The following is a 21,588-nucleotide window of genomic DNA, read 5'->3' on the forward strand; positions in this document are numbered from 1 at the left end:
TAGATAGTTATAAGTAATAATAACATGGACAGAGAAATAGAAAAACTAGTAGGAAGGTTGATCACATGGAAAAGTATCGGATTGATCCAAGTAAAGGATTAGAATTTGGGATTTATACTTTAGCAGACCATCTCTCAAATCCACATACAGGGGAACGGATTTCAGCTCAACAAAGGGTTCATGAAATTATCGAGTTAGCGAAGCTTGCTGATGAAGCGGGAATCGATTTTTTTAGTGTGGGAGAAAGCCATCAAGAATATTTTGTAGCACAAGCCCATTCAGTCTTATTATCTGCGATTGCACAAGCAACAAAAAATATTAAAATTGGAAGCTCATCTACGATTATTAGTACATCTGATCCAGTCAGAGTATATGAAGACTTTGCGACGATTGATTTAATTTCAGATGGCCGTGCAGAAATTGTGGCTGGACGTGCATCTCGTATTGGTCTGTATGATTTACTAGGGTATGATGTTCGAGATTATGAAGCGCTTTTTGAAGAGAAATTTGATTTATTATTAAAATTAAATGAAGAAGAAGTGGTGAACTGGAGCGGACAATTCAGACCAGCATTAAAAAATGCGAGAGTATTACCACGCCCAAAAAATGGTTCACTTCCGATCTGGAGAGCAGTTGGGGGAACACCAGCAAGTGCAATGAAGGCGGGATACGCAGGGGTACCGATGACATTAGCAGCATTAGGCGGTCCAGCAAGTATTTTTAAAAGAACGATCGATGCATATCGCGAGGTAGCGGAAAATAATGGCTTTGACCCAGCTACATTGCCAGTAGCAACAACCGGCTTTTTCTTTGCCGCTGACACGACTCAAGAAGCGATGAGAGAGATGTATCCATATATTAACGAAGGAATGAAACTAACCAATGGAAATGGATTTCCGAAGCAAGCATTCGCCCAAGCTCCTGATAAGCGCAATGTCATTAATGTGGGAAGTCCACAAGAAATTATTGAAAAAATTCTTTATCAACATGAACTCTTTGGTCATCAACGTTATCTTGCTCAAATGGACTTCGGTGGCGTGCCGTTCGATAAATTAGCGAAAAATGTGGAGATTATCGCAACAGACATTTTACCGGCCATTCGAAAATATACAGCAAAAAAATAGGGGGACTCGAGATGAAAATAGTAGGAATTTCTGGCTCTATTGTTGGTTCTAAAACAAGAACAGCGATGAATTATTTATCTGAAGAAATCTCAGCAAAATATCCGGAAGTAGATTTTTCCATTATTGATTTAGCAGATTATGATCTGCAATTTAGTGATGGCAGAAATTATTTGGAGTATGAGGGTGACACTGGTTTTGTCACGAAAGAAATCATGGAAGCTGATGCGATTATAATTGGAACCCCGATTTTTCAAGCATCGATTCCAGGTACATTAAAGAATCTTTTTGATCTCTTACCTGTACAAGCGTTTCGAGATAAAGTAGTAGGCATGTTTGTGACTGCAGGTTCAGCTAAGCATTATTTAGTTGCTGAACAGCAAATGAAGCCGATTTTGTCCTATATGAAGGCGCAAATTGTTCAAACCTATGTCTTTATTGAGGAAAAAGATTTTCATCGTAAGGAAATCGTCAATGATGATGTGATTTTTCGGATGGAACGATTGCTTGAGGACACGATTGTGTTGACGGAAACTTATCAGAGCATTCGTCAGGCAAAAGAGGATGCATACGACTTTTAAAATAGCTGTCTGCATATTGGTTGATTGATTTCGATATTCGTGGTTTAATTTTTTATATGAATTTTTTATACTTTTAGGTTTAAAAAGACTTTGAGCATTGTGGTGTGGCAGTCAAAGCATCCGGGCATGCTAATGACGTTCAAAGGAGAAGAAAGATGACAATATTGGAAGGAATCCTTAGCATACAGCGAATTAAAGGGTCAGATATCATGCTATTGAATGATACCCCTCTCGTAAAATCATTATCTCATTTCAATGAAAAAGAGATTACACTCACGATTGAGAGTGAATCGAACTCGTCCCAAACATTTTCTGGTGTAGCGGAAGTTTTTTACTTTGAAGGACACCAGCAATACCATAGAGGGATAAAATACGTAAGTGATTTTTTCATTGACGATGTGGATATCGTGGATTGGTTGGAAAGACTAGAGGGTAAATACATTAAACTGACCATTTTAGCGTAAAAGGAGGTGAAGCAGCTATGGGCATTGTTGTAGTGGAGATATGTGACGGTAGCCTTATTAATGAATTACCCATTGAAGAGATACTGGAAGAAGAATACCCAGAAGTGGCAGTGCTCGAAAGTAGCTGCTTATCTTTCTGTGGGATGTGCGCAAAAAGACCGTATGCACTTGTTAATGGAAAGCGCATCTTTGCGAAAACAGCAGAAGAGTGCTTGGAGCTGATCAAAAAACAAATTGAAATTGAATTGGCTATATATGCTTAAAGTGTAAACAGCTTAGAAACAGGCAAGGAGGAAGTAAGATTGAAAGAAGATCAAAAGGTGTATGACGTCACCATTATTGGCGGTGGTCCTGTAGGAATGTTCACGGCGTTCTATGGAGGGATGAGACAGTTATCTGTCAAGATTATCGAAAGTCTTCCCCAATTAGGAGGCCAGCTCGCGACTCTTTATCCAGAGAAGTTTATTTATGATGTGGCCGGTTTTCCAAAGGTTCGTGCGCAAGAGCTTGTCGACCGACTGAAAGAGCAAATGTCTGTTTTTTCACAGACGGTTGTGTTAGGACAAACCGTTGAAAAAGTGGAAAAGGAAGAGAGTGGTACCTTCACATTAACCACAAATGAGGAGATTCACTATTCGAAAGCCGTTATCATTACAGCTGGTGTTGGTGCATTCCAACCGCGTCGAATTGAATTAGAAAATGGTTCGCAATACGAAGGGAAGAACCTGGACTACTTTATTGATGATTTAAACAAGTTTGCTGATCAAAAGGTGATTGTGTTTGGTGGTGGAGATTCAGCGGTAGATTGGTCACTCATGCTTGAACCGATTGCTGAGAAGGTGTCTATTGTTCATCGTCGTGATAAATTCCGTGCTCATGAACATAGTGTGGAGAACCTTCAAAATTCAAAAGTCGATATTAAAACTCCATATGTACCGGCTGAATTGATTGGTGATGACGAGAAAATCCACCAAGTCGTACTCCAGAATGTAACAACCGAGGAGAAAGAAACTCTAGATGTGGATGCGGTTATCGTTAATTACGGGTTCGTCTCTGCATTAGGTCCAATTAAAGAGTGGGGCTTAAATATTGAGAGAAATTCGATCATCGTCAATTCAAAAATGGAAACGAATATTCCAGGCATCTATGCAGTCGGAGACATTTGTACGTACGATGGAAAGGTGAAGCTGATTGCGAGTGGATTTGGCGAAGCGCCGGTGGCGATTAACGCAGCGAAACATTATGTAGATCCATCAGCGAAGAAGCATGTTCCACATAGTTCAGATATGTTCAAATAATTTTATTTGCGGACTGTTTCAAGTGTGAAGGAAGGACTGTTCATTTCACACTTGAATATTTTTATACTTTTTAGTTGAAAAAGTTTAAAAAAGAAAATACAATAAAAGAGTAAACATTACATATTGGGAGGAATTAATAATGGCTAAGTATGAATTACCAGCATTACCATATGCAAACAATGCACTTGCACCACATATTGACGAACAAACAATGATGATTCACCATGATCGTCATCATGCAACATATGTAAATAACTTAAATGCAGCACTTGAAGGTCATGATGATCTAGCTAGCAAGTCTGTTGAAGAGTTAATTGCTAATCTTGATGCAGTTCCTGAAAGCATCCGTACAGCTGTAAGAAATAACGGTGGCGGACATGCAAACCATAGTCTATTTTGGACTCTTCTTTCACCAAATGGTGGCGGAAATCCAACAGGTGAAGTAGCAGAAGCAATTAACAGTGCTTTCGGAAGCTTTGATGCATTTAAAGCTGAATTTGCTAAAGCAGGAGCTACTCGTTTTGGTTCTGGTTGGGCATGGTTGATTGTGGAAAATGGTCAACTTGCTGTTACAAGTACACCAAATCAAGATAGCCCATTAATGGAAGGTAAAACACCAATTCTTGGTCTTGACGTTTGGGAGCATGCTTACTACTTAAATTATCAAAACAGACGCCCTGATTACATTCAAGCATTCTTTAATGTTGTAAATTGGGATGAAGTTAATAAATTATTTGCAGCAGCGAAATAAGAAGAATTTAAAGAAGCTCGGATCCAGCGGATCCGAGCTTCTTATTATGATTTAAGCGTGATCAAAAATCGACAATGATCATTTCCATCTGTTTTGCAGCTTGCTCTGCGAACATGATCAGTGCCTAGGACGCTTTTGAGGATGTTCGTTTCACATTGACAAGCTGTTTTATACTGATTGGCCACTGCAATGATGGGGCAATTATATTCGATCAGTTCAAAAGTGTTCTCGTTGATTTGAGAGACATCTGCCATATATCCTTTTTCGTTTTGAATCGCGACAATTTCTTCAATTTTTTCAACAGCATTTTTTTGTGATAATCGCTGTGTATACTCAGACGCTAAGCGTTCTTCTCTTTTGTGGAATAAATCATCAATCGATTCTTCCCCGTATATCGCTTCAATATCTTGTAAAAACTCAAGCGTGATGCCTTCATAATTTTTCGGAAAAAGTGTTTCACCTTTATCGGTTAAAAGGTAGATTTGCAGAGGCCGCCCAATCGGCTGTTTCACTTCTTTTGATGAAATGAGCTTATCTTTCTGGAGGCTATCAAGATGTTTTCTGACGGCCATATGAGAGATATTTAATTCCTCGGTCAGATCATTCACAGTTAATGAGACTTGCTTCTTTAGCAATTGAAGAATTCGATCCTTCGTTGAAATTTTGGTCGCCATGTCAAACACCTCGATTCTCAATTTATTATGACTAATTATACTAGAAAGTATAAAAAATTGAAAGAATCACTAAAAGACCACCCTCAAAAAAGGGTGGCCAAGTTACTTATTTATTCTTAAAGTAATCCATAAAAGCTTGAGAAATCTCAATTCCTTGATAGACCAATAACGAAATCGAAGTGAAAGATAAAAAACCAATCATCAAATAGCGAATCCACATAAACTTTTACCCCCTTTGTTCATGATTAAATAAATGAAAAGGGAGCTTTAACCACATAATTCGATTGAAAACGGATGGGCGTTAACATGGCAATGATTTTCTTATAGCGAATGAATAGGTGAAGCAATGAAATACTCATCAGCATAAAGAAAACAAAAGTTGGCATGAAAGACGTTGATGATGAGACGAATTTCAAACTATCATCAAGAGGATGACCAGAATGAGCTTCGGAAAATTCATTCGAATGATTATCGATAGCAATATCAATTTTATAATGATTGATAAGATGTTCAGTATGACTAAAGGAGAAAATGGAGAAGAACAAAATAAAAGCTATTATGATAGATTTTTTCATTGCTCCACACCCCTTTTTTAGTATGTTAACATCATACACCAGTTGTAAAGATTGTAAAACTAATATCGTCCGCAATTTTTGACACATTTCCTGATAAAAGAAGGAAAATAACTTTTTTCATGGAATTTAAATAGAATCAAAGATTTATCGAGGTGAAAAATGGACTATACGATCTTAAATACAATTGTTTCGTGCATGGCAACAAATGATGAGATGTCATCCATTCAAAGAATACAAACAGAACATCGGATAAAACTGGTTGAGAGCTGGGGAATAACGGAGGGGAGTAAAGTTCTCGAAATCGGCTGTGGACAAGGTGATACAACTGCTGTACTAGCCTATTTTGTTGGAGAAAAAGGATTTGTTCAAGGAATCGATATCGCTTCACCTACTTATGGTGCGCCCATTTCGCTTGGAGATTCTGCGGAATACTTAATGAAATCGTCGTTAGGTAAGCAAATTAAAATAGATTTTGAGGTGGACATCCTTGCCTCAGATGACTTGGGTTTTCCGGAACAGTACTTTGATTATATTGTATTTTCTCAGTGTTCCTGGTACTTATCATCCTTTGACGAATTATTTGAACTGATGAAAAAAGTGAAAAGATGGGGGAAGAAGCTCTGTTTTGCAGAATGGGATTTAAGAATTCAAACGATTGAGCAGTACCCTCATTTGCTTTCAATTATGATTCAGGCTCAATACGAAGCTTTTAAGAAAAACAGTGAAGCAAATGTAAGAACACTTATCACATATGATGATGCAAGGGAGATTGTGGAGCGTGCTGGTTGGAATATTCTAAGGGAAGAAATGATTGTTTCACCTGAGATGCACGATGGAAAATGGGAAGTCCAGATGGTTCTTGCAGATATTGAGGGAGAATTGAATCGAACCATTGATATGCCTCAAAAAATGAAAGAGCTTATTCGCTCGGAAATAAAGCTGTTACGTAGTGCAGTGAATGGTTCAGAAATAAAGCCATTATCCGTTTTTACCTTTATTGCGGAATAGATGGTGCGGGAGAAGCGTTATGAAACATGAAGTAATCATAATGAGGAAGGTAAATTAATTGCTTTTGGCTATGTATGTGGAATGGGTTTAGAACATGGGTATATGGAAGATATCATCGTTCATCCAAACTATCAAGGTCAGGGAATCGGCATAAAATTGGTAAAAGAACTATTACATGAATCTGAACGATTTGGTTTAGGCATTGTGACCGTCACCTACGAAGAGGAAAATACAAATTTTTATCAGTTAGCGGGTTTCACGCCAGGTTCAGGTGGGGTATGGCAGTCGGATTAAGAATGTAGAGGACAGAAGAAAATACAATCTGTCCTCTACACATTTACAATGATTTTTCTATTTTCTACTAAATAAAGCAACGCATCTACAACTTCTGGATCAAATTGAGTACCTTTGTTATTTCGAATCTCGTCCAGCGTGAATGATAAATCTAATTCCTCTCGATAAACGCGCCTTGAAGTCATCGCATCAAATGTATCGGCAACGGCTACGATTCTGGCACACAACGGGATCTCTTCGCCGCACAACCCCCTGGGATAGCCGTTTCCATCAAATCTTTCGTGATGGTAGAGAACAATATCCAATACACTACTTTGACGGAAGTTAGAAATGTGACTGATCATATTATAGCCAATATAAGGATGGTTTTTAATGATGCTATACTCCTCCTCAGTTAGTTTTCCTTTCTTCGATAAAATATGTTCAGGGATGCCGATTTTTCCGATATCATGGAGTAGTCCTCCTATTCGGATAGCATTGCATAATTCCTTTGGCAAATTCATCTTTTCGGCAATTTCAACAGCATACATCGAGACATTTTCCGAGTGGTGGTGAGTATTGGGGTCCCTAGAGTCGAGGGCATTTGCCAGTGCAGTTGTTAGCTCCAAAATATCCATTCGAACCGTTTGAGCATAACGCATTAAGTACCTAGAAATGAATGAGATTAAAAGGTATGTAAGCAAATAGGTAAGAAAGGTTGCAAAGGTCGAGTTGGGATCATTGATGAGAAAAAATCGGCAAATTACTAAAAATGTAGTAATGATGATAATAAACCAAACAGAACGGTCATAAAATCCGACACCTAAAAAAATCGAACTAAGGATATAAAAGATAAACATATTGTTTCCATTTCCAAATTCAATTAAGTTGAAGACGATCACACAAGTAAGTACTATGAAAAAAATAATCCGAAAATATTTAGGGTAGTTTAACCAGCTATTAAAGGCATTTACCATTGTATTAGTCTCTCCCTATTTTAACGAAAAGTGGTAGAGCTCGTAACTTTTGAGTTAAGAAAAATAATAGCGGTTTGTCATGATACATTAATTTTCCCCGTAATAAAGGATAGATATGTAATGCGTTTTGCTATATTTTCTAAGTGCATTGACTTTAAAGGAAAAGGAAAATATAATGAAAACGTACAAAAATAAGGAGGATTATTAAAAAATGACACACTCAATGAGACTTCGTTTCCCCGCTGTGAACTCGTAATTGAATACGTTCAAAGAGGCTCTGTTTTGTGAAAACAGAGTAAGTGGGATCAGTCTGTCCTTTTTTAATAATCTTTATTTTATATGAGCCAATATCAATTTGGACTCGGTTCAAAAAGGAAGAAAGGTAGGATCGCTCTATCTTTCTTTATTGTGTTTTTTCAAGTATGACTCTACCAGTTAGGTTAGAGCTTTTTCCACTTACTCTGGATCACAGGCAACATGTCTGTGATTTTTTCTGTTTATTTCGCAAGCGAGCTTAAATGAAAAAACAGTGGAAAAGAGGTTTCAAAAATGGAAAAAGTATGTCTTAAATTAAAAAATATAGAGTTGTCCTTTTTAGATAAATTAGTTTTTACGATTCCCCGTTTAGCCGTTCATCAGTTTGATCGGATTGGGATTGTAGGAAAAAACGGTGTTGGCAAGAGTACCCTTTTAAAACTGATGGTTGGCCAAATTACACCTGAAAAAGGAGAAGTTAATAGATTCATAGAGTTTGCTTATTTTGACCAGATTTCTGCTCCAGAGAATGGAGAGGTGGATCCGGAATTATTCGGTAAGCTTTCAATTCCGCAAACCGATCTTACAAATTTCAGTGGTGGAGAGCAAACAAGGCTGAAGCTAGCGCAAATGTTTTCCTCCTATCATGAAGGAATGTTGATTGATGAGCCAACAACCCATCTTGATGAGGAAGGTACCCGATTCTTCATTGAACAACTGACCTACTATTATGGAGCGCTTGTCCTTGTTAGTCATGATCGCTATGTATTAGATCAGATGGTGACAAAAATATGGGAAATTGAAGATGGAACGATCACTGAATACACGGGGAATTATTCCGATTATGTGACTCAAAAGGAACTTCAGCGCAGACAGCAGGAGGAACAGTACGAAAGGTATGTGAAAGAAAAATCACGTCTTTTAAAAGCGGCTGAAGAAAAAATGAAGAAAGCAGAGAAAATAACACAGGCAAATAATCATATTTCTAAAAAAGAAACGAAAGCCAAGGCCAATAAAATGTTTATGACTAAATCAAAGGATACGAGTCAAAAAGCAGTTCAACGTGCTGCAAAAGCGATTGAACAAAGGGTCGAGCAATTGGATGAAGTGGAAGCTCCTAAAGAAGAACCAATCATTCGATTTCACCAAGCGCAAACTTTAAAGCTCCACAATAAGTTCCCAATTATGGCAGATAGACTATCTTTGAAGGTTGGGGACAAAACTCTTCTCGAGGAGGCAAGCTTTCAGTTCCCGTTAAATTGTACTATTGCCATTAGAGGAAATAATGGTTCAGGTAAATCAACGTTATTACAACATATTTATCAACAGGGAGAAGGTCTCGTTATTTCTCCAAAGGCTATTTTTGGGCTTTATGAACAAATGAGTTATCAGTTTACCAAAGATGAAGAAGTCCTTGCCTATATGAAAGATAGAAGTGATTATGATGAACGAAAGAATCCGTTCTGTCCTCCATTCCATGAATTTTAGTGGCAATGATTTGAAGAAAAATGTGCGAGATTTAAGCGGAGGAGAGGCAATTCGACTCATTTTGTGTCAACTATTTTTGGGCAAATACAATATCTTAATTTTAGATGAACCAACGAATTTTCTAGATGTTTTTTGTATTGAAGCATTAGAGAGATTCATGAAGGGATATGAAGGGACAATTTTACTTGTATCCCATGACCGAACCTTTGTGGAGCGTGTGGCTGATTACGAATATCGAATTGAAAATCAAAAAATAGTCTTGGTAAGATAAGTAAAAAGAAGCAGAGCCCTCTGCTTCTTTTTTCATAATGTTAAAATGCTTTGATCCAATCGTTAACAGCATCAAATTGACTAGAAATATGGTAAAATGGGAGTACGATTCCATCGGGCAAAGGGGGATATTCGATGGGGACCATAAAACAAATGTCAAGTGAGTTAAGAGATTGGATTATTGAGACGCTTCATAGTGGGGTAAGTCCGGTTGTAATAGCTGATGGCCTAGTGAAAAAAGGGTTTAACCCGAGGTATGCATATGAAAGTCTCTTTCAAATTGTCGGAAGTGAAGCCATTCAAACGTCTGAGGTTGAAAAAGCAACATATTATTACGAAACGCCCGAGATTGGAAGGGAAGGCAATACGATTTACACGAGTGATCGAGAAATTAAAATCCTATCTAGAGTTGAAAAACCTTTTATTTTACACTTAGATAATGTGTTAAGTGATGAGGAATGTGAGCAATTGATCAGTCTTTCAAATGCTCGATTAACGCCATCGAAAGTGGTTGATTCGGTAACAGGAGAAGAGCGTCAAGCTCCTGGTCGGACAAGTAAAGGCATGTACTATTCGCTCATGGAGAATCCTCTTATTACAAAGTTGGAAAAAAGATTTGAGGAAATCACATCCTACCCGATTGAAAATGGAGAAGGACTCCAGGTACTAAATTATTTGGTAGGAGAAGAATACAAGGCTCATTTTGATTATTTTCCGTCCAATAAGGTTGATTTCAAAAAGGGTGGGCAACGAATCGGAACGCTTCTCCTCTATTTAAATGATGTAGAAGAAGGTGGAGAAACCGTTTTTCCAAAGGCTGGTATTTCAGTCGTACCGAAAAAGGGCTCCGCAGTTTATTTTCATTATGCCAACAGTATGGGGCAAGTCGATCGGATGTCGGTTCACAGTAGTATCCCAGTGGCAAAAGGGGAGAAGTGGGTGGCGACAAAATGGATTCGAGAAAAAGGAATTTATTGAAATTGAAGTAAAGAAGGATGTTTGGATTTGTGAAGCTCCTGAATAAATGGTTTTCGAAGGAAAAAAAACGAACGGTTGAATTTTGTGAAAGAAATTTAAATCAATTTTTGACCGATGACGATGTTTCGATGTATGAATCTTTTTTTTATGAAAAGAATGTTTTGTACAAGGAATATGAGTGTCAAAGTAAGTGTAAGGAGTGCAGAGAGGCTCCTTACGCTGTCCTTAATGGTGAATTTATAACTGCCGAAACATCAAGTGAATTGTTGGAAAAACTTAAAAATCATCACTCGAATTCAGATATTCGACAAACCTGAAACAACGCTTCATAATAAACTTATCAGATCTAATGTTTTTCATATACGTTCGAGAATATGAAAACAACTTATATACTGTGATAAGTGTATAAAATGAAGTTTTAACCAAAAGGGAAAGGTGAGTTGAATATATGGATAATGTTTCAGTTTTTAAAGAAGTAATGGGCAATTACCCAACAGGTGTAACAGTGGTGACGACTATTGATGAAGATGGGACTCCACTGGGATTAACGGTAAATTCTTTTGCCTCTGTGTCCATTGATCCATTGATGATCTTATGGTCAATTGATAAAAAGGTTTCTTCCTATGATCCATTTACGAAAACAGATCAATTCGCTGTTCATGTTTTAGCAGAGGATCAAGGAGATATTTGCTCCTTATTTGCTATGAAAGGTACAGACCGTTTTGCCAGTTGTGAATGGAAAACATCTGAACTTGGTCTCCCAATTATTTCTGGAGCATTAGGCGTACTGCAATGTAAAACGCATAAAACGGTTGAAGCTGGCGACCATACCATTTTAATCGGTGAAGTCGTGGAAATTGAGAACTTTGGAAAAGACCCGCTTCTATATCATAAACGCAAGTTTGGAAAAATTCCTGCTGATTTTTATAAATAAGGCTCTTTACGCAAACATTGTTATTTTTAGATAATAATTGGTTAGCAGAATACCTTTCATTGGAAAGGTATTCCCTTTTTTAGTTTGGACAACATGAGAATAACAAGATTGAATCATAGAAAGGTGAATAATAAACAATGGAAACAAATAAACCATATCAAGTATTGCTGTACTATATGTATGTACCAATTGAAAATCCAGAGGAGTTCGCAGCTGAGCACTTAGCTTTTTGTAAAGAGTTAGGTTTAAAAGGAAGAATCCTTGTAGCGCCTGAAGGAATCAATGGGACAGTGTCTGGTCTAGTAGAACAAACAGAACAATATATGAAGACGATGAAGGAAGACCCACGTTTTGCTGAAATGGTCTTTAAAATAGATGAAGCAGATGAACATGCGTTTAAGAAAATGCATGTGCGTCCTCGCAAAGAGTTGGTCACTCTTCGTTTAGAGGATGATATCAATCCGAATGAATTGACTGGTAATTATTTAAGTCCAAAAGAATTCTATGAAGCGATGCAGGATCCGAATACAGTCGTGATCGATGCACGAAATGATTATGAATTTGATTTAGGACATTTTAAAGGAGCCGTTCGCCCGGATATTAAAGCATTCCGTGAGCTTCCACAATGGATCCGCGAAAATAAAGATAACTTTGAAGGCAAAAAAGTTTTGACGTATTGTACAGGTGGAATTCGCTGTGAAAAATTTTCAGGTTGGCTTGTTAAAGAAGGCTTTGAAGATGTCGGTCAGCTTCACGGAGGAATCGTCACGTACGGGCAGGATCCGGAAGTGAGAGGACAACTATGGGATGGTCAGTTATATGTCTTTGATGAGCGTATCAGCGTTCCGGTTAACCGAGTAGAGCATGTCATTGTTGGTCGCGATCATTTTACCGGTGAGCCTTGCGAGCGCTATGTTAACTGTGCAAATCCTGAATGTAATGATAAAATACTATCCTCAGAAGAAAATGAGCATAAATATATGCGCAGCTGTTCACATGAATGTCGTGTTCACCCAAGAAACCGTTATGTTGTCGAGCACGGTTTGACTGAAGAGCAAGTGGCAGAGCGACTAAGTAAAATTGAAGAGTCTTCATCTGAGACTGTTTAAAATGAACCTCTATTTGAGTGAATTTCGTTTAAATGATGAAATAACTCAGATAATAAAATGTAGAGAGAAAACAACGAGGTGAAATAATGAGTTTTCAAGTTAGCAAGGAAGCGGCTCAGTGGTTTAAGGAAGAAATGGAGTTACAGGCTGGAGATTTTGTTCAGTTTTATGTAAAACTGTATGGCGGCATTCCTACCGTTCATCCAAACTACTCCTTAGGGATTTCTTTTGGTAAAGAAGGTACTGTTGCGATTAAAGATGAGGTTGAAGGCATTACATTTTATTTCAGTGACAAAGATGCATGGTTTTTAGAGGACTATGACTTGAACATTGAAGCGAAGAATGACGATGATGTTGAATATATTTTTACACAGAAATGAGCAAAAGAGCTTGGGAGCATCCTGAGCTTTTTTTTGTCAGGAATTTACAATTTCCCTCGGCTTGTCGATAAGTGTTCGATAAAAGGTTCGTATAAACGGTAGTAGTGTCGGTTTGAAAAAATAACAGGAAAAATTCCGCTTAATGAGCAACCATCATGAAAAGTAGCCGAAATAACAGGAAAAATTCCTGCTATTCCCTCAAAAAATGCCAAAATAAACAATTTTGCCCTCCATAAGCGGAAAATCTTCCGTTATTTCCCTTAAAAGGGACTTCATTGAGGAGATAACAGGAAAAATTCCGCTTAAGAGTGAGAGGTGTTTGGATCGAATTAGTCAAACCGGAAGCTTCTTAAAATCGCTTGTGGACTATGTTAATAGAATTGGTGTAACTGCAATATTCTTTAAAGTTCGTATGACATTACCTAAGAACATACATCTATAGTTCTATTGGCTATGTTGCTTATGATGAAGAGATTGTCTATAAACCGAATGGGATAAATATAAAAGTGATTTCGATGAAGAAAAAACTTTAGTTAAATCTATATTGGAATCGTGAGAACTGTCACATAAATGCTCCAAGGTTACATATATACTAGAATTATGTTCGTGGATAAGGAGCAAGTCTATGTATCAATTTTTCAGCGAAATTAGCAATCTTCTATCCCAACCCTTAATTAATATCGGTTTGCAGACGATGAGTGTTCCGATTTTATCAGCTTTTATACTCGGGATTGTTGGGGCGGTGGCGCCATGTCAATTTACGGGGAATCTAGGAGCGATTACGCTTTACGGAAATCAGTCGCTTCAAAGGAGTATGGCGTGGAAGGGTGTATTTTACTTTATTTTAGGTAAAATTGTTGTCTTTTCTGGACTTGGTCTACTCATTTGGTTTGTGGGGAATGAAATAAAAGAAACGTTAATGCTCTATTTTCCCTGGATTCGTAGAGTAGTCGGCCCACTTCTCATCATCATTGGTCTGTTTATGTTAGGGATTCTTCAGATTTCAAAGTCGATATCATTCAGCTCTTTCTCAGAAAAATTCGAGGCAAAAGGAAGTCTCGGTGCTTTTTTAATGGGAGTAAGCTTTACGTTAGGATTTTGTCCAACGATGTTTACTCTGTTTTTCGTCACGCTTATGCCAATGGCGTCAGCAGTATCATACGGAGCTATTTTGCCTGTATTCTTTGCCCTCGGAACCTCTCTTCCCGTAGTGTTAGCAATCTTTCTTATTTGGTACTTCGAACTAGGTGGGACATTTGTGAAAAAGCGTGGACGGAGAATCGGGAATATAGTGCAAAAATTAGCAGGTATCCTTTTACTTGTTTTAGGGGTTCTAGATACCCTGACATACTGGGCATTCTAAGGCCAATACAACCTTTTTAGGGTTGTATTTTTTTGTAGTGGCAACGTGAACTCTTGTTTCAATACCGTGCTATTCGGACCGAGTACCGGTCTACAATTGATTCCCGCAGTGCAGTAAGAAATCGTACGTCTGTCTTGTCATGTCTATTATATCGCTCCATTCTCGACATCCGCAATTATGCGTTAAACCCCCGCAATCATCGCCAAAAGACCCGCAATAAATCGAAAAAGACCCGCAATAAATACAAAAACCTTACCAATTATCCCAAAAACCCCCGCAATCCCGAACCGATCGCTCCATCTAGCATTCAATTTATATCGCTCAAACGCCAAAACCACCAGAAAAGGTCGGTCCCAAAGGGCCGCCCTTAACTATTTGAAGGTCTTCTATGAAGTTTCCAAAGAAAATGAGCTTTTTTCAGAAGCTAAACCCCTAAATCGTGCAAAGGAATTTACGGATATCGGTCAAACCCCCAAAACCCCCAAAACCCCCAAAACTCCTCCCCCAGCACCACATGTTCATAAAATTTTCAATTTTCCCCACAAAAAAAAGAAAAAACTATTTCCCCAATTCACACTAAATATAATATACTATATACTAATAAGTATAACACATTTATAAATTTATCATAAAATAGAACATATTATTTGATAGGTTGAGGGTGGTGGAATTGATTAAACTTACAAAGCGTCAAGAAGAGATCCTTCAGATAGTGAAAGAGGAGGGGCCGATTTCGGGGAAGGAAATCGCTGACAAATTGTCGTTGAAACGGGCAACCTTAAGGCCGGACCTTGCGATTTTAACGATGGCAGGCAATTTAGAAGCGCGAACGAAGGTTGGATATTCCTATAAGGAAAGTTCAATTGAAACAACCAACAAAAATATTTCGGAACAACTTGTCAGTGAATATAAGAGTCATCCTGTTGTCGTCCGAAATTCTTCTTCTGTTTACGATGCGATTGTCCAAATCTTTTTAAAAGATGTGGGAGCTATATATGTCGTCAATGATGAGGGGAATCTGGTCGGAGTCATTTCCAGAAAGGATTTATTGAGAGCCAGTATGGGGACACAAGATCTTCGTGATATTCCGGTTAATGTCATTATGACGAGAATGCCAAACATTATTACGATTCGGCAGGAAGAAACCCTTCAAGCAGCAGCGAAGAAAATGATTGAGCATCATATTGATTCCTTGCCAGTTGTTCTGAAAATCAACGAAGAAAATCATACATATAAAGTGGTTGGACGCATTACGAAAACAACCATTGCGAAGGCATATATGGAGCTAAGTAAAAGCCACACGGTATAGGGGTGAAAGCATTTTGGGAGAAAAAGAAACCGTATTTGTCGTATCAGACTCTGTTGGAGAAACAGCCGATCTCGTGGTCAAAGCAGTGGCAACGCAGTTTAATGGAGGTTTTGTGGAGCTACGAAAAAATGCATTTGTAGAAGATTACGAGGATATTGAAGATATTTTATTAATGGCGAAGCAAGTGCCATCACTTATCGCCTACACGATTGTTGTGCCAAAACTTAAAGACTATTTAGACCATCGGGCAAAAGAAGAAAATTTAATCGCTGTCGATCTATTGAGCCCGCTTATGAATGCCTTTAGTACGAGGTTTAACAAAAGGCCAAAGAATCAGCCAAAGCTTATGAGGCAGCTAGATGATTCCTATTTTAGAAGAATTGAAGCGATTGAATTTGCTGTAAAGTACGACGATGGCAGAGATCCACGGGGGCTTTTGCATGCTGACATCGTTCTCGTAGGAGTATCGCGAACTTCGAAAACACCACTTTCAATGTATTTAGCCCATAAACGTTTCAAGGTTGCAAATGTTCCCCTTGTACCTGAAGTAGCACCACCAGAGGAGCTTTTTCAAATATCACGAAATAAATGTGTGGGCCTCATTATTAGCCCTGATAAACTAAACTCCATCCGGAAGGAACGCTTGAGGAATCTCGGGCTCACCTCTCAAGCAAATTATGCTAGCTTTGAAAGGATATTAGAGGAGTTAGATTACGCAGAGAAAATCATGAAACGCCTTGGCTGTCCAGTCATCAATGTGTCCGATAAGGCAATTGAAGAAACTGCTGATTATATTTTAAACACGCTTAAAAAATAGCCGAATCGAAAACTGATTAGAGAGGAGCTTTTATCATGAAGAAATTTGTCTATATGTTCAATGAAGGAAATAGCCGTATGAAGGAACTGTTAGGGGGAAAAGGAGCCAATCTTGCTGAAATGACGGCGATTGGGCTACCAGTTCCATTTGGCTTTACGATATCGACGGAAAGTTGTAACGCTTATTATGATGAAGGAAAAATGATTTCTCCTGAGATTGAGGCACAGATCCTCCATTCATTAAAAGTCCTTGAAGAAAAAACAGGGAAAAATCTCGGTGATCCAACTAATCCTCTACTTGTTTCCGTTCGTTCTGGGGCTGTGTTCTCGATGCCGGGGATGATGGATACGATATTAAATCTAGGAATGAATGATGAGACGGTGAAGGGAATGGCGAACCTTACCGATAATCCGCGTTTTGCTTATGATTCTTATCGCCGTTTTATTCAAATGTTCTCAGATGTCGTACTTGACGTCGATACTTTTTTCTTCGAACAGCTTCTTGAAGAATATCGTGAACAAAAGGGGTACTCTACTGATCCAGAGTTAACAGCAGAAGATTGGCAGATCGTCATTGCTGGTTATAAAAAAATCGTTAAAGACCGGACAAGAAAAGAGTTTCCACAGGATCCAAGAGAGCAACTATTTTTATCGATAAAAGCAGTATTTGATTCTTGGAACAATCAGCGGGCCATCGTTTACCGTCGTTTAAATAAAATTCCAGACCATTTAGGAACGGCTGTCAACATTCAAAGCATGGTGTTTGGAAATACTGGGAATGACTCAGGTACAGGAGTTGCCTTCACAAGAAACCCATCGACAGGTGAAAATATTTTATACGGAGAATATTTAATTAATGCCCAGGGGGAAGACGTGGTGGCAGGAATTCGCACTCCGCAACCGATATTAACATTAGAGAGAGAAATGCCAGACGTATTTAAGCAATTCTCAGAAACTTGTCAGCTATTAGAAAAGCATTATGAAGATATGCAAGATATTGAGTTTACGGTTGAAAGAGGAGAGCTGTTCATTTTACAAACGAGAACAGGTAAGCGCACGGCGCAAGCAGCGATTCGCATTGCCGTTGAAATGGTAGAAGAAGGCTTGATTGATAAAAATATTGCCCTTCTCCGCGTTGATCCGGATCAGTTGAATCAACTTCTCCACCGTCGCATTGATGAATCATTTGCTCGTCAAATTTTAACAAAAGGGTTGCCTGCTTCACCTGGTGCGGCAACTGGGCAAATCGTATTTGATGCTGATGAGGCCGAGACGCTAGGAAACGAAGGGAAAAAGGTTATATTGGTGCGACCAGAAACAACTCCTGATGATATCCATGGAATTATTGCGGCACAAGCGGTTGTGACAAGTCGTGGGGGGATGACGAGTCATGCTGCAGTCGTAGCAAGAGGCATGGGGAAAGCATGTATTTGTGGTTGTGAAGCACTGAAAATCGATTTGAAGGCAAAGCAATTCTCCATTGGGGAGACAATTCTCCGTGAGGGTGAAGTAATCACAATAGATGGAGCAACTGGAGAAATCATCAAGGGAGAAATTCCGATGATAGAACCACAGCTTTCAGAGGAATTCCAGTTACTTTTACAATGGGCAGATGAAGCGAGGGACCTCGGAGTGAGAGCGAATGCCGACAATCCTGAGGATGCAAAAAAAGCATTTGAATTTGGTGCTGGTGGAATTGGCTTATGTCGTACAGAGCATATGTTTATGGATGCAAAAAGGGTCCCAATTGTACAAAAGATGATTCTTGCGGAAAACTATGTTGAACGGAAGGAAGCGTTAAACGAATTATTGCCGATGCAGCAAGGGGATTTTGAAGGCATTTTTGAAGCAATGCAAGGTTTCCCAGTCACGATTAGACTGTTAGATCCACCATTACATGAATTCTTACCTGACAAGGAAGAGTTATTAGTCGAAGTGACGAAGCTGCAAATTTTGAATCCTGATGCTCCAGAATTGGTTGAAAAAGAACTTCTCTTGAAAAAGGTTCGTCAGTTAGATGAGTTCAATCCAATGCTCGGCCACCGTGGTTGCCGCTTAGGAATGATTCATCCAGAAATTTATGAGATGCAAGCAAAGGCGATCTTTTATGCAATTGCTAACTTAAAAGATAAAGGTGTTGCCGTTAAACCAGAGATTATGATTCCACTTGTGGGTCATGTCAATGAACTGAAAGAAATGCGTCAACTTGTGATAGATTCTGCTCTTCAAGTTCAGGAGGAAACAGGGAAGAGTTTCGATTATCTCGTTGGAACGATGATTGAAATCCCTCGTGCAGCACTTACAGCCGATGAAATTGCCGAAGAAGCAGACTTTTTCTCTTTTGGTACAAATGATTTAACGCAAACGACTTTTGGGTATAGTCGCGATGATGCGGAAGGGAAGTTCCTGCAAGCCTATATAGAAAACAAAGTTCTTCCAGAAAATCCATTTGCCGTCTTAGATCGTGAAGGGGTTGGTAAGCTCGTTGATACAGGCGTCAAGCTTGGAAGGACGACAAAGCCACAACTGAAAACAGGGATTTGTGGTGAGCATGGTGGTGAAAAGAGCTCGATCGAATTCTGTTATGAAACTGGATTGGATTATGTGAGTTGTTCTCCATATCGTGTTCCATTGGCAAGATTGGCAGCAGCCCAGGCAACCATTCGCAAGCAAAAAAAATCGCTGCAGGTTCAAGTATGACTATAGGAAAAGACGTATCAATGCGATACGTCTTTTCTTTGTATGGCGGCTTTTTAAGAGATAGAGTTCATCCACGCAAAAACATATAGTTTGTATACAAATTATATTTACACAAACAATAATTAGTAGTATAATAGCACTTATTGCTTTGAGGAGTTGTTTTCGTATGTCAATGGATAAATCAATTGGCTCTGCTTCCGTTCGCTTAAGTAAAAAGATTACAAGAGTCGTCAACCTTCATTTAAAGTCCTATCATATTACGACTGAACAGTGGGCCGTTTTAAGAACGCTTCATGAAACCGATCAGATCACTCAAAAAGAGCTATCACATAGAACGGATAAAGACCAAGCAACCCTCACGAAAATCCTTGATTTGATTGAGAAAAGAGAGTGGATACGAAGAGTATCGAATCCGGCTGATCGACGCTCCTTTTTAATTGAAATTACAGAACAAGGAAGAGCTTTAGTGCAAGAGTTAACCTCATATATAGAAGAAATTTTTTCAAAAATTGTCGCTGGCATCGAACAAGAGAAGCTCGATGTTTATCAAGAAGTGATGCATTTAATGGAAAGCAATATCGATCAATTACTAGATAGGGAGTAGGAACCATATTGAAAGAAACATCTAAGTTATGGACAGGACGCTATATCACGATCTTAGTGATGGCTTTTTTATTTTTTCTCGCAATACAGATTTTAACAGCAGGTTTTCCAGCCTATATTACCGACTTGAAAAATAATCCGACACAGGGTGGAATGATGACGACCGTTTTTATGTTGTCTGCGATCATGACAAGACCATTGATTGGGTACTTCATGCATAAAGTGAACTTGATGGTGCTCAATATGGCAGCACTTGTCCTCGTGGCCGTATCAATTGGGACTAGTTATGGACATGATTCCATCGTCTTATTACTTTGTATGCGGGTTTTACATGGGATCGGATTTGGAATTTTATCGACCGTATTAGCGACGATGGCAACGAATATTATTCCGACCAAAAAGTTAGGTGAAGGGATTGGCTATTACGGGATGGCTACTAGTGTGGGCACTAGTATTGCTCCTATGATCGCATTATCACTTCTACAATTAACCTCTTATAATTTTATGATCGTGTTAACGGTAGTTCTAACGGTAGCAACACTGGTCATTTCCTTTTTTGTAAAGACGCCACAAAAAAGCACACTTTCACAAAAAAAGAAAATCTCTTTTAAAAAATCAATCTTTGATAAAGATGCTTTTCTTCCATGTAGCCTTACGATCTTTTTTACGATTTCATTAGGTGGGGTCATTAGCTTCATGGGTGAACTTGGAAAAGAGGCTGATTTAGTAGGCTCGGTGCCGTTTTTCTTCTTGGTTTTATCGATGATGATGGTGCTTGTTCGACCGCTATCAGGAAGATTATTTGATCGTTATGGTCATAAAGTGATCCTTTATCCAGGTGTTATGAGTGGAATCATCGGTTTAATGCTATTAGCGATAATGGATAGCGCGGTTACCCTTCTTTTGGCAGGGGTGTTTTATGGAATCGCTTATGGGGTTGTTACCCCAACCCTTCAAGCAATTGCAGTGAAAAAAGTAAAGAAGGAAAAACAAGGCACAGCGAATGCGATGTTTTTTTCCGGAATGGACTTCGGAATTGCGATTGGTTCAATTGGACTCGGGGCGTTAGCTTCTATCACTAGCTACCACTTCATTTATGGTTTTTCGATCGCGTTCTTAGTCTTGCTCCTTTTGATTTATACTTCTGTCCTTTACAAAAGGAAAGTACAGTTGGAAAAAAAGGTTGCAGAAGTAATGTAAAAAAATGAGGCTGGGACATAACTAGCTTCAAATAATGAGAAAGGTGAACTTGAGGGTACTCAAATTCACCTTTCTCTATTTTTGTATTAACGCATGGCCCATTTCGTTTTCTACCTTCGATATTCCTCGTACAAAAAAATCAAGTGAAACGCAAATGAGCCTTCAAGAATCCAATCGATTTCCGGTTTTTCTAAATTTCTAATATAAGACCCTATTTGCTCCAACCATCTCTCACCCTTAAGCGGAATTTTTCCTGTTATCTCCTCAATGGAGTCCCTTTTAGGGAAAATAACGGAAGATTTTCCGCTTATGGAGGGCAAAATCATTTATTTTGGCATTTTTTGAGAGAATAGCAGGAATTTCTCCTGTTAATTCGGCTCTTTTTCATGATGGTTGCTCATTAAGCGGAAATTTTCCTGTTATTTTTTCATATCGATACTCCAACTGCGAGGGAATTTATA

At 38.6% G+C, this 21,588-nt stretch carries 22 protein-coding genes and 2 pseudogenes; 21 read left to right on the top strand and 3 right to left on the bottom strand.

Going from position 1 to position 21,588, the window contains the following annotated elements; genetic code table 11:
- Positions 1-65: 65 nt before the first annotated feature.
- From AA0X71_RS04570 to AA0X71_RS04595, 6 genes are all read left to right on the top strand, one after another.
- Positions 66-1,124, top strand: coding sequence for an LLM class flavin-dependent oxidoreductase (locus tag AA0X71_RS04570; protein WP_413359732.1), 1,059 nt, complete (start codon positions 66-68; stop codon positions 1,122-1,124).
- Between the two features lie 11 nt (positions 1,125-1,135).
- Complete coding sequence (locus AA0X71_RS04575) at positions 1,136-1,702, top strand: NADPH-dependent FMN reductase (RefSeq protein ID WP_413359735.1); 567 nt, start codon at positions 1,136-1,138, stop codon at positions 1,700-1,702.
- 155 nt (positions 1,703-1,857) lie between these two features.
- On the top strand, positions 1,858-2,166 hold the full coding sequence (locus AA0X71_RS04580) for a hypothetical protein (protein WP_413359738.1): 309 nt from the start codon (positions 1,858-1,860) through the stop codon (positions 2,164-2,166).
- A gap of 17 nt (positions 2,167-2,183) precedes the next feature.
- Complete coding sequence (locus tag AA0X71_RS04585; RefSeq protein WP_413359740.1) at positions 2,184-2,429, top strand: DUF1450 domain-containing protein; 246 nt, start codon at positions 2,184-2,186, stop codon at positions 2,427-2,429.
- 39 nt (positions 2,430-2,468) lie between these two features.
- Positions 2,469-3,464 (top strand): NAD(P)/FAD-dependent oxidoreductase, encoded by a 996-nt coding sequence (locus AA0X71_RS04590; RefSeq protein WP_413359743.1) that lies wholly within the window; start codon positions 2,469-2,471, stop codon positions 3,462-3,464.
- 139 nt (positions 3,465-3,603) lie between these two features.
- On the top strand, positions 3,604-4,215 hold the full coding sequence (locus AA0X71_RS04595; protein ID WP_413359746.1) for a superoxide dismutase: 612 nt from the start codon (positions 3,604-3,606) through the stop codon (positions 4,213-4,215).
- A gap of 44 nt (positions 4,216-4,259) precedes the next feature.
- On the opposite strand, the gene AA0X71_RS04600 is transcribed toward AA0X71_RS04595, so the two are convergent.
- Both AA0X71_RS04600 and AA0X71_RS04605 read right to left on the bottom strand, forming a co-directional pair.
- Positions 4,260-4,889, bottom strand: a complete 630-nt coding sequence (locus AA0X71_RS04600; RefSeq protein WP_413359748.1) for a helix-turn-helix transcriptional regulator — start codon at positions 4,887-4,889, stop codon at positions 4,260-4,262.
- 245 nt (positions 4,890-5,134) lie between these two features.
- Positions 5,135-5,464: a hypothetical protein gene (locus AA0X71_RS04605; protein ID WP_413359751.1), complete on the bottom strand. Its 330-nt coding sequence runs from the start codon at positions 5,462-5,464 to the stop codon at positions 5,135-5,137.
- A 159-nt stretch (positions 5,465-5,623) separates the two neighbouring features.
- On the opposite strand from AA0X71_RS04605, the gene AA0X71_RS04610 reads away from it, so the two are divergent.
- Together AA0X71_RS04610 and AA0X71_RS04615 are read left to right on the top strand one after the other, a co-directional pair.
- Positions 5,624-6,472 carry a class I SAM-dependent methyltransferase gene (locus tag AA0X71_RS04610; RefSeq protein WP_413359753.1) on the top strand — a complete coding sequence of 283 codons (849 nt, stop codon included), beginning with the start codon at positions 5,624-5,626 and terminating at the stop codon, positions 6,470-6,472.
- Between the two features lie 54 nt (positions 6,473-6,526).
- Positions 6,527-6,766 (top strand): annotated as a pseudogene (locus AA0X71_RS04615) (GNAT family N-acetyltransferase); the annotation flags it as partial.
- Positions 6,767-6,801: 35 nt separating this feature from the next.
- Here the strand turns inward: AA0X71_RS04615 and AA0X71_RS04620 are convergent.
- The gene (locus AA0X71_RS04620) at positions 6,802-7,722 is read right to left on the bottom strand and encodes an HD-GYP domain-containing protein (RefSeq protein ID WP_413359755.1); all 921 of its coding nucleotides are present in this window, start codon (positions 7,720-7,722) and stop codon (positions 6,802-6,804) included.
- 211 nt (positions 7,723-7,933) lie between these two features.
- Here AA0X71_RS04620 and AA0X71_RS04625 point away from each other — a divergent pair, with 211 nt between their 5' ends.
- From AA0X71_RS04625 to AA0X71_RS04685, 13 genes and pseudogenes are all read left to right on the top strand, one after another.
- A complete protein-coding gene (locus AA0X71_RS04625; protein WP_413362475.1) occupies positions 7,934-7,978 on the top strand; it encodes an erythromycin resistance leader peptide in 45 nt (14 codons plus the stop codon).
- 293 nt (positions 7,979-8,271) lie between these two features.
- Positions 8,272-9,736 (top strand): annotated as a pseudogene (locus AA0X71_RS04630) (Msr family ABC-F type ribosomal protection protein).
- 134 nt (positions 9,737-9,870) lie between these two features.
- Positions 9,871-10,713, top strand: coding sequence for a 2OG-Fe(II) oxygenase (locus AA0X71_RS04635; protein ID WP_413359757.1), 843 nt, complete (start codon positions 9,871-9,873; stop codon positions 10,711-10,713).
- Positions 10,714-10,730: 17 nt separating this feature from the next.
- On the top strand, positions 10,731-11,030 hold the full coding sequence (locus AA0X71_RS04640; RefSeq protein WP_413359760.1) for a DUF1450 domain-containing protein: 300 nt from the start codon (positions 10,731-10,733) through the stop codon (positions 11,028-11,030).
- 131 nt (positions 11,031-11,161) lie between these two features.
- Positions 11,162-11,647, top strand: a complete 486-nt coding sequence (locus AA0X71_RS04645) for a flavin reductase family protein (protein ID WP_413359762.1) — start codon at positions 11,162-11,164, stop codon at positions 11,645-11,647.
- Between the two features lie 137 nt (positions 11,648-11,784).
- Positions 11,785-12,756, top strand: a complete 972-nt coding sequence (locus tag AA0X71_RS04650) for a rhodanese-related sulfurtransferase (RefSeq protein ID WP_413359764.1) — start codon at positions 11,785-11,787, stop codon at positions 12,754-12,756.
- A gap of 86 nt (positions 12,757-12,842) precedes the next feature.
- Positions 12,843-13,136 carry a HesB/YadR/YfhF family protein gene (locus tag AA0X71_RS04655; protein ID WP_413359766.1) on the top strand — a complete coding sequence of 98 codons (294 nt, stop codon included), beginning with the start codon at positions 12,843-12,845 and terminating at the stop codon, positions 13,134-13,136.
- Positions 13,137-13,761: 625 nt separating this feature from the next.
- Entirely contained in the window at positions 13,762-14,499 is a 738-nt protein-coding gene (locus tag AA0X71_RS04660; protein WP_413359768.1) for a sulfite exporter TauE/SafE family protein, read from the top strand.
- 670 nt (positions 14,500-15,169) lie between these two features.
- Positions 15,170-15,808 (top strand): helix-turn-helix transcriptional regulator, encoded by a 639-nt coding sequence (locus AA0X71_RS04665; RefSeq protein WP_413359771.1) that lies wholly within the window; start codon positions 15,170-15,172, stop codon positions 15,806-15,808.
- A gap of 13 nt (positions 15,809-15,821) precedes the next feature.
- A complete protein-coding gene (locus AA0X71_RS04670) occupies positions 15,822-16,625 on the top strand; it encodes a pyruvate, water dikinase regulatory protein (protein ID WP_413359774.1) in 804 nt (267 codons plus the stop codon).
- 35 nt (positions 16,626-16,660) lie between these two features.
- Positions 16,661-19,324, top strand: a complete 2,664-nt coding sequence (gene ppdK, locus AA0X71_RS04675; protein ID WP_413359777.1) for a pyruvate, phosphate dikinase — start codon at positions 16,661-16,663, stop codon at positions 19,322-19,324.
- A gap of 166 nt (positions 19,325-19,490) precedes the next feature.
- The gene (locus tag AA0X71_RS04680) at positions 19,491-19,928 is read left to right on the top strand and encodes a MarR family winged helix-turn-helix transcriptional regulator (protein WP_413359779.1); all 438 of its coding nucleotides are present in this window, start codon (positions 19,491-19,493) and stop codon (positions 19,926-19,928) included.
- Positions 19,929-19,936: 8 nt separating this feature from the next.
- Positions 19,937-21,127: an MFS transporter gene (locus AA0X71_RS04685; protein WP_413359781.1), complete on the top strand. Its 1,191-nt coding sequence runs from the start codon at positions 19,937-19,939 to the stop codon at positions 21,125-21,127.
- Positions 21,128-21,588 lie beyond the last annotated feature (461 nt).

Source organism: Robertmurraya phoenicis (genome assembly GCF_047302285.1).
Classification (GTDB): Bacteria; Bacillota; Bacilli; order Bacillales; family Cytobacillaceae; genus Robertmurraya.

Excerpts from the sequence above, each read along its gene's own strand:
- AA0X71_RS04595 (WP_413359746.1), top strand. The coding sequence starts at position 3,604 with ATGGCTAAGTATGAATTACCAGCATTACCATATGCAAACAATGCACTT.
- AA0X71_RS04580 (WP_413359738.1), top strand. The coding sequence starts at position 1,858 with ATGACAATATTGGAAGGAATCCTTAGCATACAGCGAATTAAAGGGTCA.
- AA0X71_RS04640 (WP_413359760.1), top strand. The coding sequence starts at position 10,731 with ATGTTTGGATTTGTGAAGCTCCTGAATAAATGGTTTTCGAAGGAAAAA.
- AA0X71_RS04680 (WP_413359779.1), top strand. The coding sequence starts at position 19,491 with ATGTCAATGGATAAATCAATTGGCTCTGCTTCCGTTCGCTTAAGTAAA.
- ppdK (WP_413359777.1), top strand. The coding sequence starts at position 16,661 with ATGAAGAAATTTGTCTATATGTTCAATGAAGGAAATAGCCGTATGAAG.
- AA0X71_RS04600 (WP_413359748.1), bottom strand. The coding sequence starts at position 4,889 with ATGGCGACCAAAATTTCAACGAAGGATCGAATTCTTCAATTGCTAAAG.
- AA0X71_RS04655 (WP_413359766.1), top strand. The coding sequence starts at position 12,843 with ATGAGTTTTCAAGTTAGCAAGGAAGCGGCTCAGTGGTTTAAGGAAGAA.
- AA0X71_RS04570 (WP_413359732.1), top strand. The coding sequence starts at position 66 with ATGGAAAAGTATCGGATTGATCCAAGTAAAGGATTAGAATTTGGGATT.
- AA0X71_RS04620 (WP_413359755.1), bottom strand. The coding sequence starts at position 7,722 with ATGGTAAATGCCTTTAATAGCTGGTTAAACTACCCTAAATATTTTCGG.
- AA0X71_RS04610 (WP_413359753.1), top strand. The coding sequence starts at position 5,624 with ATGGACTATACGATCTTAAATACAATTGTTTCGTGCATGGCAACAAAT.
- AA0X71_RS04575 (WP_413359735.1), top strand. The coding sequence starts at position 1,136 with ATGAAAATAGTAGGAATTTCTGGCTCTATTGTTGGTTCTAAAACAAGA.
- AA0X71_RS04660 (WP_413359768.1), top strand. The coding sequence starts at position 13,762 with ATGTATCAATTTTTCAGCGAAATTAGCAATCTTCTATCCCAACCCTTA.
- AA0X71_RS04585 (WP_413359740.1), top strand. The coding sequence starts at position 2,184 with ATGGGCATTGTTGTAGTGGAGATATGTGACGGTAGCCTTATTAATGAA.
- AA0X71_RS04605 (WP_413359751.1), bottom strand. The coding sequence starts at position 5,464 with ATGAAAAAATCTATCATAATAGCTTTTATTTTGTTCTTCTCCATTTTC.
- AA0X71_RS04645 (WP_413359762.1), top strand. The coding sequence starts at position 11,162 with ATGGATAATGTTTCAGTTTTTAAAGAAGTAATGGGCAATTACCCAACA.
- AA0X71_RS04635 (WP_413359757.1), top strand. The coding sequence starts at position 9,871 with ATGGGGACCATAAAACAAATGTCAAGTGAGTTAAGAGATTGGATTATT.
- AA0X71_RS04650 (WP_413359764.1), top strand. The coding sequence starts at position 11,785 with ATGGAAACAAATAAACCATATCAAGTATTGCTGTACTATATGTATGTA.